Genomic DNA, 15,747 nt, shown 5'->3' with positions numbered 1-15,747 from the left:
CGATGGTAGTGTGGGGTTTCCCCATGTGAGAGTAGGTCATCGTCAAGATTCAATTCCGAAACCCCTATCTGCGTGAGCAGGTAGGGGTTTTGTCTTTTCCGGCCTTTGTTTTTCGCGCGTCCCTGAAGCGTCGAATGCCAACAGCGGGCCATGAAAAAGCCCCGCAGCGGCGGGGCTTGGTCTGAACCTTTGATCTATTGACTGACCTCGGCTTCAAGTGCCGCAACCGCTTTGGTCAACTCGTCGTGGCGGCGGATGAATTTCCAGTCGGTTTCATCAATGTAGATGCCGTCACTACTGCTGCCGCCTTCAAGGTCGATGGCGACATGGGCGGATACTTGCGGCTTTACGCTGGCCAGAATCGGGGTAAAACCCAACTGCTGGCTGGTTTCGAGCAGGGCCGCCTGATTGCGCTCGTCGATGTCGGCGGCCTCGTCCAGGTAGTAGGGCAGACGGATGCGGCCGGCCTGATCGCGATCCATCAGGTGTAGCAGCAGGTACATGTTGGTCAGCGCCTTGATGGTCATGGTGGTGCCATTGGACGCTGCGCCATCGATGTCCGTGTGGATGACCGGCTGACCGTTGACCTTGGTGATTTCGAAAGCCAGCTCGAACAGGTCCTTGAGGCCGAGTTGATTGTGGTTCGCCGCGACCATACGGGCCAGATACTCCTTCGCTTCCTCGTTCTTGCTGTCCTGCTCCACACTCTGGTTGAGGTCGAACACGGACAGGGTTTCGCCTTCTTCGTACTGGCCTGCGCTGTGGATGATCTGGTCGATGTGCTTGAGGGCATCCTTGTTGGGTGCCAACACAATGCGGAAGCTTTGCAGGTTGGACACCTGGCGCTTGTTGATCTCGCGGTTGAACAGGGCCAGTTGATGTTCGAGGCTGTCGTAGTCGCTGCGAATGTTGCGCAGGGTTCGGGCGATGTCGGTGACCGCGGCACGACGCGCCTTGCCCAGGGTCAGGGCCTCGTCGGTGCGATGGGCATAGGCGTTGATCAGCAGCTGCAGGCGTCGCTCGACGTTGTCTTCGCTGTCGAACTTGGCCACGCCCTTGAGGCGCACCTGGGCGTACAGCGCTTCGATCTGTCCATCGATACGTTGCAGGCCTTGCCAGCTGTCCTGATAGTCATTGAGCAGGGGCAGCAGGTTGTCCATCGAGTCGTCGACCTGCTCCATGAAGGGCGTACCGAAGGGCAGATCGGCGGGTAGCAGGTGGCGGCGGCGCAGGGCGTCGTCCAAGGTGCGCTGCTTGCTTTCCAGATCGGCGATTTGCCGGCCCACCAGTTGCAGTTTGGCCGACAGTTGTCGGACCCTTTCGGTGAAAGCGTCACTTGCCCGTGCCAGTTCATCCTGAGCGGCCTCGAGTTGGGCCAGCTGCTCGAGCTTGTCCTGTTCCTCGACGCTCAGGGTTTGAGTACGGCGGTAGTCTTCCAAGGCCTTCTGCGCATCCAGGACCTGCTGATACAGCGTCTCGGATCGAGATTTGCTGGCTGACAGGTCGGCCGCCACGCCTTGCTGGGTCTTGAGCTGCTGCAACTCCTTTTCCAGACGTGCACTCTGCTCACGCAGTGCGGCACGATCGGCCAACGCCTGCAGCACAGGCGGCTCGATGGTTGAAAGGTCGATGGACATGCCTGGCAGTTCGAAGCGATCGCCCTTGAAGCGGTCGAGCACGGTCTGCACTGCATCGACCCATGCGTTGCCGTCCTGCAGAACGAGACCGTGTGGCCCCACGGGCAGGCTGAACAGGGCGCCGTTGAACAGGCGCATCAGCCGGTCGACATCCTGTTGCGAGAACTCCTCGCGCAGACGGGCGTAGCTGTTGTTGTCGGCATGTTCCAGCTGCTGGCGGATGGACTTGAGGCGGCGTTCGATGTCGCCGACGCGCTCCTGCAGATCCTGGGCGCTGAACTGCCGGGACTGCGCCAGGGCGCCGGCCAGCTCGTCGTGGGCATCCTTGGCAGCCAGCAACTGCTGCTCCAGCATGCGCACGTCGGTGACCAGGGCGAAGCGGTTCTTGAGTACCGACAGCTCACCGAGCCAGCGCTGGATGCTCGAGATTTCACGCTCCAGGCGCATCAGTTCCTGGGTGCTGCCGCGTTGATTGTCTTGCAGCACGTCCTGTTCGTTGCGGTAGTGTTCGGACTGGATGACCAGCTCTTCCTTGCGTGCCCCGGCGTAGTCCTGCCAGGTGCCGAGCAGCGCGTCGAGCAGGGGTGAAAGGCGGTGCAGCTTGCCGCGCAGCACGTCACGCTGGGCGACGCCGTTGGCCAGTGCTTCGACCAGAGGACCGGCGGCGACCAGTGCGTTGTAGTCCTGCTCCATGCGCCGGACATCGCGAAAGGCTTCTTCACAGGCCGCTATGTAGTCGACGCTACCTGAACGCAGGCTGTGCTCGAACGCATCGAGGAACAATTGCTTGAGTTTCGCCGCGGTGATTTCGCGCATGTGCAGCAGGTTGATGAACAGCGCGCGAAAGGTCTTGAGGCTCTGCTCGCTGGTCGAACGCAACGGGATCAGGGTCAGGTCGAGCGGCACGCTGGTATGCCCGCCCACCAGCAGGCGGCGCAGTTCCTCGGGCTTGAGTTCGTAGGCCTTCAGGCCTTGGCGTTCCAGGTTGCCGAACAGCTCCTTCTGACGCAGGCAGGTGCCGTCCTGTTGATAGTGGGCAAGGTCCAGTTCACCCGCGTAGGCGAAGAACTGATGGCCGAACCCACCGCCGGGGCCGCGACCGACCACGCCAATCACGTGGGGGCCGTGAGCCAGTACCACTTCGCAAAGGATGTAGCTGGTATCGGTCGCAAAATAGAAGCGTCGCGATTGTTCCAGCGTGTACTTGCCGAAGCTCATGTCGGACATGCGCGCCAGGATCGGAAACTGCAGGGCGTTGATCGAGGCGCTCTTGCCCAGGTTGTTGGCGCCGTAGACCGACAACGGCTGCTCCAGGGGGAACAGTCCGAGGCTGTAGCCTGCGGTATTGAGCAGGGCGAAGCAGCGGATGCCGTAGCGTTCCTGAGTCATGTGTCGAACTCCTCTTGTTCCTGGGCTATCGCACGGGCCAGGGCCTGTTCGTCGGTGCTGTCGTCGCCGTCGTCGTCGACAAGCATCGGCACCGGCAGGGGCAAGGCGCTATGCAGGCTGGCGGCCAGGTCGCGGTCCTGCTGCACTGAAAGGCACACGTCGAGAAACCGATGCATCGGCGCCAGGAAGCGGTAGATGCCGTTGTCTTCGGCGGTGAAGCCCAGTTGGGTCATGCGTCGAAGGATCTTCTCTTCCAGTTCTTCCTGGGTCTGTACTTCGGCCTGCAGGAACAGGTCGCGGTACTTGTCCAGAAGCGCTGGCAGCTCGTCGCGGCCAAGGCTGCCGCCATCCAGTACGGCGATCGGATCGCGGCCCTGGTCAGCCAGGTGCTCGACCAGGATGAAGGTGAACAGGGAAAGGCGCTGAGCGGTCTTGTTGACTTGCGCGGCGGCCTGCTCGGGCACGAAGTAGTAGAAGCCGCGGGTGTCGCAGACCAGCTCGTAGCCCAGGGCCTTGAACAGGCCGCGGTACAGGTCCTGAAGATTGGACAACTGTGAGTACAACTCGGGATCGCGGCGGCTGATGTGGAAGCCTTTGAGCAGTTCGCGGAAAATCGGCGCCAGGTGAGTCAGTTCGTTCAGGTCAAGATGCATGATCGGTGCTCGCGGAGTGTGCCGAGGCGACCGCGACGGCGGGCTCGGCGCTGGAAAGCAGGGCGAAGGAGCGCAGGCTCAGCTGATGCTCACGGGTGTGGTAGTCGCGGCGTTCGAGGCGCTGTCGGGCGAAGCGTTTGTCACGCGAGAGGCGTGAGAACCAGTACAGCAGGTCGTCGGTGGCGCCATCGGGTTCCTGCTCGAGAAGCCAGCGCATCAAATCGGGCATCGGCAGCGCATTCTCGCAGCGTTCGAGCATCTCCTTGACCGTGCGCGGCGCGCGCTGGGTGCCTGCCGTGTCGCTCTTGTGCGCCTTGGGAAAGGGCGCCGGTTTGGCTTCGAAGCGGGCCAGGGCATAGACGTACGCCTCGACCTGGCTGGCGCTGCCCAGAAAGGTGCTCTGGGGACGGCTGAACAAAGGCAGGGCGGCTTGTGGCACGGCGTCCAGGCCCTTGCGGCGAATGGCCGAAAGCGCGAGGGCCGCGCCGCGGGTCACGGCGTTGTGCCGACGTGCTTCCTCGCGCAGTGGCAACAGCAGCTCGCGGGCGTGGCGCAAGGTCAGTTGAGCGCAGGTCTGCATTTCGAGAATGCGCGCGTGGGTACGCAGCAGCATGTCGTCGTCGACCAGGTGGCCGAGGCGTTGCTGTTCACCGAGCAGGCGCAGCAGGACGTTCTCGACCTTGCGCACGCCTTGTTCGAATGCGCCATCGGCGTTGACCAGCTGGATCATCGGTTCGACGTATTCGTCCCAGGTCGCCAGTACCTCGGCGTAGCGCTGGCGCAGGGCTACCTGGCGGTCGCGGGTCTTGGCCCGCTCGGCCACGGCGACCAAGGCCTGTTCGTCATTGGCCAGTTTCTTCAGGACATCACGCACGCGCATGTCGAGCAGCCGCAGTTGCCGTGCCAGGTCGTTGCCATCGCGGATGTCGAATGCATCCTGGATGTGTCCGGCCAGGCGTTCGAGGTGGCGCAGGTAGGCTTCGATCTCCAGGCACAGACCCAGTCGGTGCTCGCGGCGCAGATAGGCAAGAAAGTCGTGGATCTGCGCATTGAGCTCGAAGCGGTTGGGGCTTTTTGCGACAGGTACGAGGATGTCCAGCCGGATCCACGTGTCGAGCAGGCTGGTGATCTCTTGGGCAGTGCTTTCCAGGCGTTGGGCAGCCAGTTGCTGGCGCAGCTCGACGAGGCTCAGGGTGCCTTGGTCGAAGTGCTCGCACAGCGGCTCCAGGAGGGCCCAGTGGTCGGCGAGGGCGCGCAGCACGCGCTTGGGTTCGATCATCGGCTGGTCGACTCATGCCAGTAAAAGGGTCGCGATTGTACTGCATGACGAGGCGGGTATTTGCGCTGCGGGCGACGGCGTGCGCAAAACTTGGCGGCACATTGTGTCGAACACCGGTAGAATCCACCGCCTCGACTCACCCACAGATGGTTGACCTTTTGCTCAACGAGTCCCGTCGCCGCGCCTACCTTGACGCCATGCAGGTAGTGCACTGGCTGCCCCGCACCGAACTGCCGTTCGCAGCGCCATCGCGTGCCAGCCTGCTGGAGCATGTCGAGGCGTCGCCGCTGCCAGTGCAGGCCGTGGATCAAGGGGTGGCGGCGGCAGTGCTGCCGATCGTGCCATCAGCAGTGGAGCCAGCCAGGCCCGAACCTTCCAAGGTGCAGCGGCCCAAGATCGAGGTGCCACGGCCGGGCAGCATACGCCCGGCCGTGGCAGCCGTGGCCGAGGTGGCCGTGGAGGCGCCGGTCGCCAAGCCAGCGAATCTTCCGCCGCGCTTCGCCCTTCAGGTGTTGCGCGCCGGGCCCTGCGTGGTGCTGGTGGAACTGGCCACGGGGCAGGCGTTCCAGAGTCGCGACCCTTCCTATCTCCTGCTCAAGGACATGCTGCGTGCTGCCGGTTTGCCCGATGCGCCACAGATTCTGGGCGAACCGATCCGCTGGCCGCTGCTTCAGAGGGGTCAATTGGACCAGGGACCGGATGCAGCCTGCGATTTCGTTCAGGGCTTCGTCATGGCTCAGCTAGAACAGGCGCCGTGCACCTGCCTGTGGCTGGTCGGGCTGCCGGCGATTCGTTTTGCCGGGGGTGCCAATGCAGAAGACTACAATAGGGAGTTGCAGGTGGAGGGGCTTGGCGTCGCCTGGGCGCTGCCTGGCCTTGAGTTGTTGATGGATGAACCCGAGCGCAAGGCGGCCGTGTGGCAAGCCATGCGCCGTTTGATACCGCGTTGGAAAAATCGTGATGAGTGATACCGTAAGCTTTCGGCGAATGACCGAGGCGGATCTGGATGCCGTACTGAAGATCGAATTCGCTGCCTATTCGCATCCATGGACGCGGGGCATCTTTCTCGACGGCCTGAAATCCTACGAGATCTGGCTGATGTTCGACGGGCAGCAGCAGGTGGGGCATGGCGTGCTCAACGTCATCATCGACGAAGCCCATCTGTTGAACATCACCGTGAAGCCTGAAAACCAGGGCCGTGGACTGGGCTTGCAGTTGCTCGAGCGGCTGATGACGCGTGCCTACGAGCTGGGCGGGCGTGAATGCTTTCTGGAACTGCGAGCCAGTAACCAGTCGGCGTATCGCTTGTACGAACGCTATGGTTTCAATGAGATCGGCAAGCGGCGCGACTACTATCCAATGGCCGGGGGGCGCGAAGACGCGCTGGTGATGGCCTGTACCTTGTTCGAGTAGCAGCTGCAGTCACCGCCCGAAATTGCTTCGGGCAGTGATCGGTAGGCATGCTGGACTCAGCGTTTACCATCGAGTGGGTCGATCAGCGCCAGCTCTTCTTCATCCAGGCCATCGCCGCCACCGATGTCGTCTTCATCGACGAGGCTAAGTTCCTGATCAGCGGGTCCGCTGTCGCCTGGCTCATCGGGCGAACGTGCGCCATCCTCACGGATCAGTGTTTCGGGGCTCATGTCGTCGTCGGTCGGATTGTGGTCATCCATCGAAGCGCCGGTCAGTCCTGCTTCGCGGGCGCGTTCGTCAGGCACCAGATGCTCCAGCTCATCGGCAGGAATGGTGTCGCCGATCCTGCCGGTGGGACCGTCGGCGTCATCGAAATCCAGCTCTCGAACCTGGCCCATGCGGTCTTCAATGTCATCGATCGCAGCGGGTTGTGGGGCGTCGTAGGGGCGATGGGAATCAGTCATTACGGCAATCCTCTGATGTGTGTCTAGATAGGGTTGACCCCCGTACGAGTGGAAAGATTCAGCGTGATTTGTCGGGACCGACCGTGACCTTGTGCGGCGCTGGCCAGTCATAATCCAAATCATTCTTGAGGCTTGAACATGCATGATCTACAGGAACTGATCGACAACAACGCGCGCTGGGCCGAGGCGATCAAGGAAGAGGATCCGGAGTTCTTCGCCAAACTAGCACGCCAGCAGACACCTGAATTCCTCTGGATCGGGTGCTCGGACGCGCGCGTGCCGGCCAACGAGATCGTCGGCATGTTGCCGGGCGATCTGTTCGTCCACCGCAACGTTGCCAACGTGGTGCTGCACACCGATCTGAACTGCATGTCGGTGATTCAGTACGCAGTCGACGTGCTCAAGGTCAAACACATTCTGGTCACCGGTCACTATGGCTGCGGCGGTGTTCGTGCGGCGATGCAGGATCGTCAGCTGGGGCTGATCGATGGCTGGCTGCGGACCATTCGCGACCTGTATTACGAGCACCGCAAAACGCTGGCGACCCTGCCTACCGAAGAAGAGCAGGTCGACCGATTGTGCGAACTCAACGTGATTCAGCAGGTGGCCAACGTGGGGCACACCAGTATTGTCCAGAACGCCTGGCACCGTGGCCAGGAGCTGTCGGTGCATGGCTGTATCTATGGCATCAAGGACGGCCGCTGGAAGAGCCTGGATGTGACCATCAGTGGCTTCGATCAGTTGCCACCACAGTATCGTTTGCGCGCGCTGGATTGATGGCCAGGAACGAGTGAGCCGCATTCGGGTTCTGAATCGGATGGGCGACGGCTTGGGTCGTGGCCTTTTCGGTAATCAAACGCGAAGCGAGGGAGGCACCATGAAGTCTTATGGCTGGCTGGCACTGATGGCAGCGATGTCGATCGGTAGCGCCAATGCGGCATCCAAGGAAGTCCAGATCAACCTGGTCAGTGCCGAGGGCGCACCCCAGCCGATCGGCACGGTGATGATCGAGGAAACGGCCTATGGCCTGCAGTTCACTCCGCAGCTGAAGTCGCTGCCCGCAGGCGTGCATGGATTCCATGTGCATGCCAACGGCAGCTGCGCGTCGGCGATGAAAGACGGCAAGATGTCGGCGGCGGAAGCGGCAGGCGGGCACTTCGATCCACAGAAGACCGGCAAGCACCTGGGACCTTACGATGCGAAGGGACACTTGGGTGACTTGCCGGCGATCTACGTGAACGCCGACGGTACCGCAACGTATCCCGTGCTGGCCCCGCGTTTGAAAAAGCTCAGCGAAGTGGAAGGGCATGCACTGATGGTGCACGCCGGTGGTGACAACCACGCCGATTCACCGGCGCCGTTGGGCGGTGGTGCGGCGCGGATGGCCTGTGGGGTGATCTGATCACTGTATGAGGCTGGGGAGCAGCGGGCTCGCCGCCCGCTCCGCTCCCACACGTTTCAGAGCTGGACTGGCGTCAACACAGGCTCGCCGGCGAAGAACGCAGTCAGGTTGCGTTCGACCATCTTCACCGTGTCTTGCGTGGCTTCGGGAGAAAGGCCGGCCACGTGAGGCGTCAGGACCACATTGCGCAGCGTTTTCAACGCATCAGGTACGTTGGGCTCATCGTCGAAGACGTCCAGCGCAGCACCCGCGATGGCCTGCCTTTGCAGAGCGTCCAATAGATCGGGCGTCGACACGACGCTGCCACGGGCGATATTGACCAGATAACCCTGTGGACCGAGTGCTGCCAGTACGCCGGCGTTGACGATGGCGCGTGTCTGCGCGCCGCCGGGCGTGGCAATTATCAGGATGTCACTGACCGCAGCCAGGTCCGTCGGGTTTGCGCAATAGCCATAATCGACATCATCGCGCGGGCTGCGATTGTGGTACTGCACGCTCATGTCGAAACCCAATGCGGCGCGCTTGGCGATTGCCAGGCCAACAGCGCCCAGCCCGATGATGCCCAGACGCTTGCCGGCCACCGACGGGCGCATGGTCTTGGCCCATTCGCCTCGGCGCACCGACGCATCGGCGCCGGGGATGTCGCGCATCAGTGCCAGCAGCAGCGCCAGGGTGTGATCTGCCACCGACGATGCATTGACTCCGGCCCCATTGGTCACGGTCAGTCCGTGCGCCTTGGCGGCGGGCAGGTCAACGTTCTCGTAACCCGCACCGAGCACACAGATGATGCGCAGTTTGGGCAGCGCTGCCATTTCATCTGCCGTCAGACCCAGTGGCCCGCGTGTGAGCACCGCATTGATGCGATCAGCGTGTTGCTCGATGGCCTCTGCGCGGGCTGCCGGTGAGGGCGCCATGATCAGCTCGTAGCCTTGATCTTCGAGAATCGACACGTAGTCGTTGATGGTTTCGACCAGCACCAGCACGGTTGCGCGCATGTAGACCTCCGGGTGGGAAATGACGGTCATGGTAGCAACTTAGAGATGGGCGAAAGTGGGTGCGCGAAAAAAAGCGCACCCCTACCCCTCAAGTTGTTTGGGGCGCTTTTTATTCGATAACAATAATGTTAATGCAAATCACTCTATGTTAATTTCCGCCCCGAGATATACCGTTACAAAATGGGCTAGCTTTCGCGGGATCTTCAGGGGAGGGGAAGGTAGATGGCTTGCAATAACAAGATGAATCTCGGCATGAACTCTTTGGCTTTGGTTGTTGCCACATTTGGTTGGCAGGCGATGGTCTGTGCCGAGGAAGCACCGGCCAGGCCTGTGAGCAAGGGCACAGCGCTGCAATTGCAAGACCTGGTCATTACCGAACAAGCACCGGAAAGCCAGCAGACAGTGGGCTATCAGGTACGCAACAGCACCGCGGGTACCAAAACCAGCACGCCTTTGTCCGAGACTCCGCGTTCGGTCTCGGTGGTAACGCGTCAACGCATTCAAGACCAGGGCTCGCAGACCCTGACCGACATTCTTGGTTACGTACCGGGTATCTTCGCTCCACCTTTCGCTGTCGGTGACGGCCTGGCCGGTGATCTGTTTTCCATCCGAGGTTACAACGCCACGGACTATGGCTACGGGTTACTGAAGGATGGTCTACGCCTGCAAGGCAACCGCTACGACACCACGACCGAGCCCTATGGCCTGGAACGTACCGAAATCTTTCGAGGCCCCAGCTCGATTCTCTATGGTGAGAATGCGCCCGGCGGATTGGTCAATCTGGTGAGCAAGAAGCCGACCGAAACTGCGCAAGGCGAAGCGAAATTCACCTATGGCAGCAATAACAGGCGCCAGCTTGGGATCGATGTATCCGGCCCGTTGACGGACGATAACCGTATCCTGGGACGAATGGTGATGCTGGGCCGCAATGCCGATACGCAAGTCGACTCGGTGCCGGACGACCGCCTCTACATCGCGCCGTCGATGACTTTCAATTTCAACCAGGACACGGCACTGACCCTGCTGTCCAGCTACCAGCGCGACCGCACCAAACTGCTGCTGGGCTATCCGGCTGCAGGAACGCTGCTCAACAACGTCAATGGCAAGATCGGCAAGGACCAGTTCAACGGCAACCCGAGCTGGGACGACTTCGAGCGCGAAACCTGGACCCTGGGTTACGAGTTCAGCCATCAGATCAACGACGTCTGGCAGTTCCGGCAGAACTCGCGCTACATGGAATCACGTTTGAACCGCCATGAAACCTGGCCGAACAATCTGAATCAGGCTGGCTTCGGAAGTACATTGAGCAGCACTGCGTATGATCGCGACAACAAGTCGATCACTTATTCGGTGGACAACCAATTCGAAGGGCACTTCACTTCGGGGGCGCTGGATAACACGGTATTGCTGGGCGCCAGTTACGACCGTACCTCGTTCAATCAGGATTGGAACGCAGGCCTGGGCGGTACTTACAATGTATTCCGGCCGGTGTTTTCGCCGGTGCAACCCAATGCCTCGCAATATGTGCAGAATTCCCAGCTCGATCAGCACATGTACGGTACGTATGGGCAATTGCAAAGCAAGTACGATAATTGGATTTTCCTGCTGGGCGGGCGTCAGGACTGGGTACAGAGCCAATACCGCAACCGTGCCAGCGCGGCTCGTCCAGGCAGCGCAGCGGTAGCGGCCACGGATCTTGACGGTTGGGATCATCGGTTCAGCTGGCAGACGGGCGTGATGTACCAGTTCGAAAACGGCATTTCTCCCTACGTCAGCTATTCCACTGCATTCACGCCTGTACAGCAATCGTCGCAGCCCAACGGCGATCTGCTCGATCCGATCCTCAGCGAACAGTATGAAGTGGGTCTGAAGTTCGAGCCCGCAGGCTGGAACACCACCTTCAGCGCTGCGGTTTTCGATTTGACCAAATCTCGCGACGTAGTCGCAGGCAGCAACGGTTTCAGCCAGCAAGTTGGCAAGAGCGAGTCCAAAGGCGTCGAGCTTGAGGTCAATAGTGATGTAACGCGTAATCTGAGCTTGGTCGCGTCGTATACCTACACCGATGCGCGAGTTACCAAGGATGCGCCGGGGTCATTGTTCGAGGATCGTCAACTGACGGGCATTCCGCGCAATCAGGCGTCAACCTGGATGACGTATCGCTTCCTGGAAGGTGCGCTGAGCGGTTTACGCCTAGGCGGCGGCGTGCGCTATTTCGACAGTACCTTTGCCTACACCGCGCCGACACTGTACGGCAAGCTGAAGGCGGGCGATGTGACGCTGGTTGACGCCTTGATAGGGTATGACATCGACAAGCATTGGTCGGTGGACGTGAACGCGAAGAACGTGTTCGACAAGGAATACGTGTCGGGCTGCAACAATGCCGGTCGCTGCTATTGGGGTGATGAGCGCACGGTGCTGGGGACCGTGGCGTATCGCTGGTAATCCGCTTGGCTTGCCAGACAACCAGAAACCTTGCCAGACAACCAGAAACAAGAAAGCCCGCACGAGGCGGGCTTCTTGAGGTGACTCACAGACTGCTGTAGACATCTGTGGATCGTACTTGGTGGCTACACAGGGACTTGAACCCCGGACCCCAGCATTATGAATGCTATGCTCTAACCAACTGAGCTATGTAGCCAAGTGGCGCGCATTATTCGCCTGAAACGAAATTGTGTCAACACCCCTTTGCAAAATATTTATGCGTGCGATCAAACGCTTAGGCTGCGCGTGGCGTGCGAGGGCGTGCGCAGTGCGGCGATCAGCCACCGAACCAGCCCAGCTTGATGACGAAGATGATCGACAACACGACCAGTGCCGAATTGAGTTCGCGCCACCGGCCACTCAGCAGTTTGACCGCTGTCCAGGTAATGAAGCCGAAGGCGATGCCGTTGGCGATCGAGTAGGTGAGCGGCATGGCCAGGGCAGTCACCAGGACCGGGGCGGCGACGGTGATGTCGTCCCAGTCGACCTCTGCCAGCCCAGATGCCATTAGCACGGCTACGAACAGCAGGGCGGGCGCGGTGGCGAATGCCGGAACGCTGCCGGCCAGGGGCGCGAAGAACAGCGCGAGCAGGAACAGCACGGCGACCACGATGGCGGTCAGGCCGGTACGGCCGCCAGCGCTGACGCCGGCGGCCGATTCGATATAGCTGGTGGTGGTCGAAGTGCCGAGCAACGAGCCGGCCAGCGCTGCGGTGCTGTCGGCGATCAGGGCGCGGCCCATTTTCGGCATGTGGCCATCCTGGCCCATCAGGCCGGCGCGCTTGGCCACGCCGATCAAGGTACCGGAGTTGTCGAACAGATCGACGAACAGGAAGGCGAAGATCACGCTGATCAGGCCCACATCGAATGCGCCCTTGATATCGAGTTGCAGGAAGGTCGGCGCCAGTGACGGCGGCATTGATACCACACCCCCGAACGGGGTTACTCCAAGCAGGATCGACACCACGGTGATCAGCAGGATGCCGATCAGCACCGAGCCACGGACCTTGAGTGCCTCGAGTGCGACGATGATGAAGAAGCCGAGGATCGCCAGTACCGGTTCGGGTTTCGACAGATCACCCATGCCGACCAGAGTGGCCGGGTTGGCAACCACGATCTTGGCGTTTTGCAGCGCAATGAGTGCGAGGAACAGGCCGATGCCCGCAGCGATGGCCGACCGCAGCGGCAGGGGAATGCTGTTGATGATCCATTCACGGATGCGGAAGATCGACAGCAGGAAGAAACACACCGCTGATATGAAGACCGCACCCAGTGCAACCTGCCAGCTATGGCCCAGGTGCAGGACCACGGTGTAGGTGAAGAACGCATTGAGGCCCATGCCCGGTGCCAGGGCAATCGGGTAGTTGGCGATCAGCCCCATGATCGCCGAGCCGATGGCGGCGGCCAGGCAGGTGGCCACGAACAGCGCGCCCTTGTCCATGCCGGTTTCGCCAAGAATGCTGGGGTTGACGAACAGGATGTAGGCCATGGCCAGGAACGTGGTGACCCCGGCGAGGATTTCCGTGCGCACGGTGGTGTTGTGCGCTTTCAGCTTGAAAAATGAGTCCAGCATGTTGCTCCCCTGGGGCGATGGGCGCCGTGGATCGTGCGGCGACGGTGTGTGTAGCGAGCAAGCCCGATCGAGCGTTGGCCGTGTGCTGAAACATAACTGCTTGGTCAGCTTTTGCGGTTTGCCTGTAGCAGGTTCCGGGCCATGTCGACGAACCCCGCTGCGCATGCGCCCTGGGTAATGCGTTGCGGTCCGGTTGCCACTTCCGGTTACACAGCCGCTGCACTCATTGGAGGCGTGCGTAGGTGGGCCGATGCACCAAAGCGAAGCCGCAGCCCATGGGGCGTGCTCGACGCTGCGGGCAAAGGCTGAGAAAGTCGGTTGGTCTGAATCTTGCTGCAGTGGCATTTTGCTGGCGCCACGTTTCCGTAGGTACCTGCATTCTCCGTGGAGTTGTCGGACATGCATGCTTTGTTGTCGCCGGGTATCCGGTTGCTGGGTCGCTATGGTTTCGCCCGCAAGTTTCAGCTGCTGTTTCTCTTGTTCATGCTGCCGCTGGTCGGCAGCCTGTGGTTGCTGGGCGAGGATTTTCGCGACCGGCTGGCGGTGATCGATGCCGAGCGCAGCGGCGTGCATCAGTTACTGGCGCTCGACAGCCTGGATGCGCAACTCTCGGCGCAGCGCAATCGTGCCGCGCGCTGGAAGGCGGTGGATATCCAGCGTCAGCCGACGCCCCAGGCCCAGGCCGCGATCGCGGCGTTGGAGGCGGCCGCACCGGGAATTCAGGCATCGCTCGATAAACTGGCCGCTGAGCTGGCACACGAGAAGGCCCCTGCCGACACTCTGGAGCGAATGCAAACGGTGCAAACCGCGACCAAGGGCCTCGACTTGGCAAGCCTGCGCCAGGTGGGCTGGTGGCCCGATGGATACGATCGTTTCACGGCGGCGCTGACGTCGGTGCAGGTGCTGCGCGAACAGATCGCCATGGCCAGCGGGTTGATCGTCGATCCGTGGCGCGAAAGCTATCTGTTGATGCAGATCGCCACTCAGCAAGCCCCTGATCTGATCGAGCGTGTGGGGCGTCTGGGCAGCATTGGCCAGTCCTCCCTGGTCGCCGGGCAGTTCAGCCTGCAGAGTCGTTTGCAGATGCGTGACCTGCGCAGCCGTATCAATGATGCGCGCGAGCAGCTGGTGAAAGCCGGTGGCACGCTGCAGCAACGCCTGCCGCAGCAACTGCGCGGCTGGGACGAGCAGTATCAGCAGGCACTGGGTACATTGGACGGTGAGTTGAAGCGTCTGGACGACAATCTGTTCGGCGGCGACATCAAGCTGTCTGCGGCCCAGTTCGAAAGCAGTGTGGACAGCATGCTCGGCGCCCTGAACGGCTTGCGTCACGAGTCGCTGATGTCGTTGGAGGTGCGCCTGGATCATTATCATGATCAGGCCGTTCGCCAGCTGATTCCGGGTGCGACGGTGTTCGCCCTGCTGCTGTTGGCGGCGCTGTACCTGTTCGTGTGCCTGCAAGCATCGATCCGCCGCAGCGCCAGTGGCATTACCACCCTGGCGCAGTCGCTGCGCGACGGTGACCTGAGTGTGCAGGTGGCGGTGCAGGGACGCGATGAGCTGGCGGCGATCAGTACGGCGCTCAATGCTGCCGTGGTGCAGTTGCGTGGCAGCCTGCTGGGCGTCAACCACGAAACCGTGCAACTGAGCCAGGCGGTGGTGACGCTCAACAGCCAATCCAGCGGCACGCTCGACGAGGTCGAGGCGCAGCAACAGCAGATCAGTCAGATCGCTGCGGCCGCCACCGAGCTTGCGGCCACCTCGCAGGGCGTGGCGCGCAGTTGCGAACTGGCTTCGGGCAGCGCCCAGCAGACCCGGCAGATCGCCGAGGACAGCAGCCGTGACAGCCAGCGCACGACGGCCAGTATTCAGCAGCTCAACCAGCGCTTGAACGACACGGCGCAGGCCCTGGGCCGTGTCAGCGAGCAGGGCCAGCAGATTCAGTCGGTGGTGGATGCGATTCGCGGCATTGCCGAACAGACCAATCTGCTGGCGCTCAATGCGGCCATCGAGGCGGCGCGGGCGGGCGAGCAGGGGCGCGGGTTTGCAGTGGTGGCCGACGAGGTACGCAGCCTGTCACAGCGCACCCAGGCTTCGACTGGGCAGATTGCCGGTACGGTGGAAAGCCTGCGCTCGACGGTCAAGCAGGCCGTGGAACTGATGCAGGCCGCGTGTGGCCAGGCGCAGGTCGATGCGCAGTCGGTCATGGGCCTGGGTGAACGCCTGGGTGAGATTGCCGGGGCGGTGCAAGGGGTGACAGATACCCTGGCTCAGATCGCTACGGCGGTGGAAGAGCAGGCGGCCACGGCAGATGAGGTGAGCAGCAACATTCAGCAGGTGGACCAGGCGGCGGTGCGTCTGCTCGATGGCGCGCGGGCGGTGAACCAGGCGGCGGATCGACTGGGGCAGGGGAGCCGAGTGCTGAGCGAGAATACGGCGCGGTTCAATCTGGGGTAGGGCG

Annotated in this window: 12 protein-coding genes and 1 tRNA gene; 6 read left to right on the top strand and 7 right to left on the bottom strand. The window is 61.6% G+C overall.

Annotated elements, in window-relative coordinates:
* Positions 1-194: 194 nt before the first annotated feature.
* The 3 genes from mksF to mksB are packed head-to-tail and all read right to left on the bottom strand — an operon-like array spanning position 195 to position 4,958.
* On the bottom strand, positions 195-3,026 hold the full coding sequence (mksF, locus tag IFT80_RS07615; protein WP_192137114.1) for an Mks condensin complex protein MksF: 2,832 nt from the start codon (positions 3,024-3,026) through the stop codon (positions 195-197).
* Entirely contained in the window at positions 3,023-3,679 is a 657-nt protein-coding gene (gene mksE / locus IFT80_RS07610) for an Mks condensin complex protein MksE (RefSeq protein ID WP_122479661.1), read from the bottom strand. The genes mksF and mksE overlap by 4 nt, the downstream gene beginning before the upstream one ends.
* Positions 3,669-4,958 (bottom strand): Mks condensin complex protein MksB, encoded by a 1,290-nt coding sequence (gene mksB, locus IFT80_RS07605; protein WP_192137112.1) that lies wholly within the window; start codon positions 4,956-4,958, stop codon positions 3,669-3,671. Before mksB ends, mksE begins: the two co-directional genes overlap by 11 nt.
* Before the next feature lie 158 nt (positions 4,959-5,116).
* Here mksB and IFT80_RS07600 point away from each other — a divergent pair, with 158 nt between their 5' ends.
* Together IFT80_RS07600 and rimI are read left to right on the top strand one after the other, a co-directional pair.
* Entirely contained in the window at positions 5,117-5,926 is an 810-nt protein-coding gene (locus IFT80_RS07600; protein WP_192137133.1) for an energy transducer TonB, read from the top strand.
* Positions 5,919-6,371, top strand: coding sequence for a ribosomal protein S18-alanine N-acetyltransferase (gene rimI, locus IFT80_RS07595; RefSeq protein WP_122479659.1), 453 nt, complete (start codon positions 5,919-5,921; stop codon positions 6,369-6,371). Before IFT80_RS07600 ends, rimI begins: the two co-directional genes overlap by 8 nt.
* A gap of 56 nt (positions 6,372-6,427) precedes the next feature.
* Here the strand turns inward: rimI and IFT80_RS07590 are convergent, their stop codons facing one another.
* A complete protein-coding gene (locus IFT80_RS07590) occupies positions 6,428-6,835 on the bottom strand; it encodes a serine kinase/phosphatase (protein ID WP_122479658.1) in 408 nt (135 codons plus the stop codon).
* 138 nt (positions 6,836-6,973) lie between these two features.
* Between IFT80_RS07590 and can the strand changes: the two genes are divergently transcribed.
* Positions 6,974-7,612, top strand: a complete 639-nt coding sequence (gene can / locus IFT80_RS07585) for a carbonate dehydratase (protein WP_122479657.1) — start codon at positions 6,974-6,976, stop codon at positions 7,610-7,612.
* 100 nt (positions 7,613-7,712) lie between these two features.
* Entirely contained in the window at positions 7,713-8,237 is a 525-nt protein-coding gene (gene sodC / locus IFT80_RS07580; RefSeq protein WP_122479656.1) for a superoxide dismutase family protein, read from the top strand.
* A 56-nt stretch (positions 8,238-8,293) separates the two neighbouring features.
* Here sodC and IFT80_RS07575 read toward each other — a convergent pair whose 3' ends face one another.
* On the bottom strand, positions 8,294-9,232 hold the full coding sequence (locus IFT80_RS07575; RefSeq protein WP_192104360.1) for a 2-hydroxyacid dehydrogenase: 939 nt from the start codon (positions 9,230-9,232) through the stop codon (positions 8,294-8,296).
* Between the two features lie 252 nt (positions 9,233-9,484).
* On the opposite strand from IFT80_RS07575, the gene IFT80_RS07570 reads away from it, so the two are divergent.
* Positions 9,485-11,674: a TonB-dependent siderophore receptor gene (locus tag IFT80_RS07570; RefSeq protein ID WP_446730979.1), complete on the top strand. Its 2,190-nt coding sequence runs from the start codon at positions 9,485-9,487 to the stop codon at positions 11,672-11,674.
* A 119-nt stretch (positions 11,675-11,793) separates the two neighbouring features.
* On the opposite strand, the gene IFT80_RS07565 is transcribed toward IFT80_RS07570, so the two are convergent.
* Together IFT80_RS07565 and IFT80_RS07560 are read right to left on the bottom strand one after the other, a co-directional pair.
* A tRNA-Met gene (locus IFT80_RS07565) sits at positions 11,794-11,870 on the bottom strand.
* A gap of 120 nt (positions 11,871-11,990) precedes the next feature.
* Positions 11,991-13,286, bottom strand: a complete 1,296-nt coding sequence (locus IFT80_RS07560) for an NCS2 family permease (RefSeq protein WP_192104337.1) — start codon at positions 13,284-13,286, stop codon at positions 11,991-11,993.
* A gap of 399 nt (positions 13,287-13,685) precedes the next feature.
* Between IFT80_RS07560 and IFT80_RS07555 the strand changes: the two genes are divergently transcribed.
* Entirely contained in the window at positions 13,686-15,743 is a 2,058-nt protein-coding gene (locus IFT80_RS07555) for a methyl-accepting chemotaxis protein (protein WP_122479652.1), read from the top strand.
* Positions 15,744-15,747 lie beyond the last annotated feature (4 nt).

Source organism: Pseudomonas sp. CFBP 8771 (assembly GCF_014841695.1).
Taxonomy (GTDB): Bacteria; Pseudomonadota; Gammaproteobacteria; order Pseudomonadales; family Pseudomonadaceae; genus Aquipseudomonas; species Aquipseudomonas baltica.
This window is presented reverse-complemented; position numbering and strand designations above follow the sequence as displayed.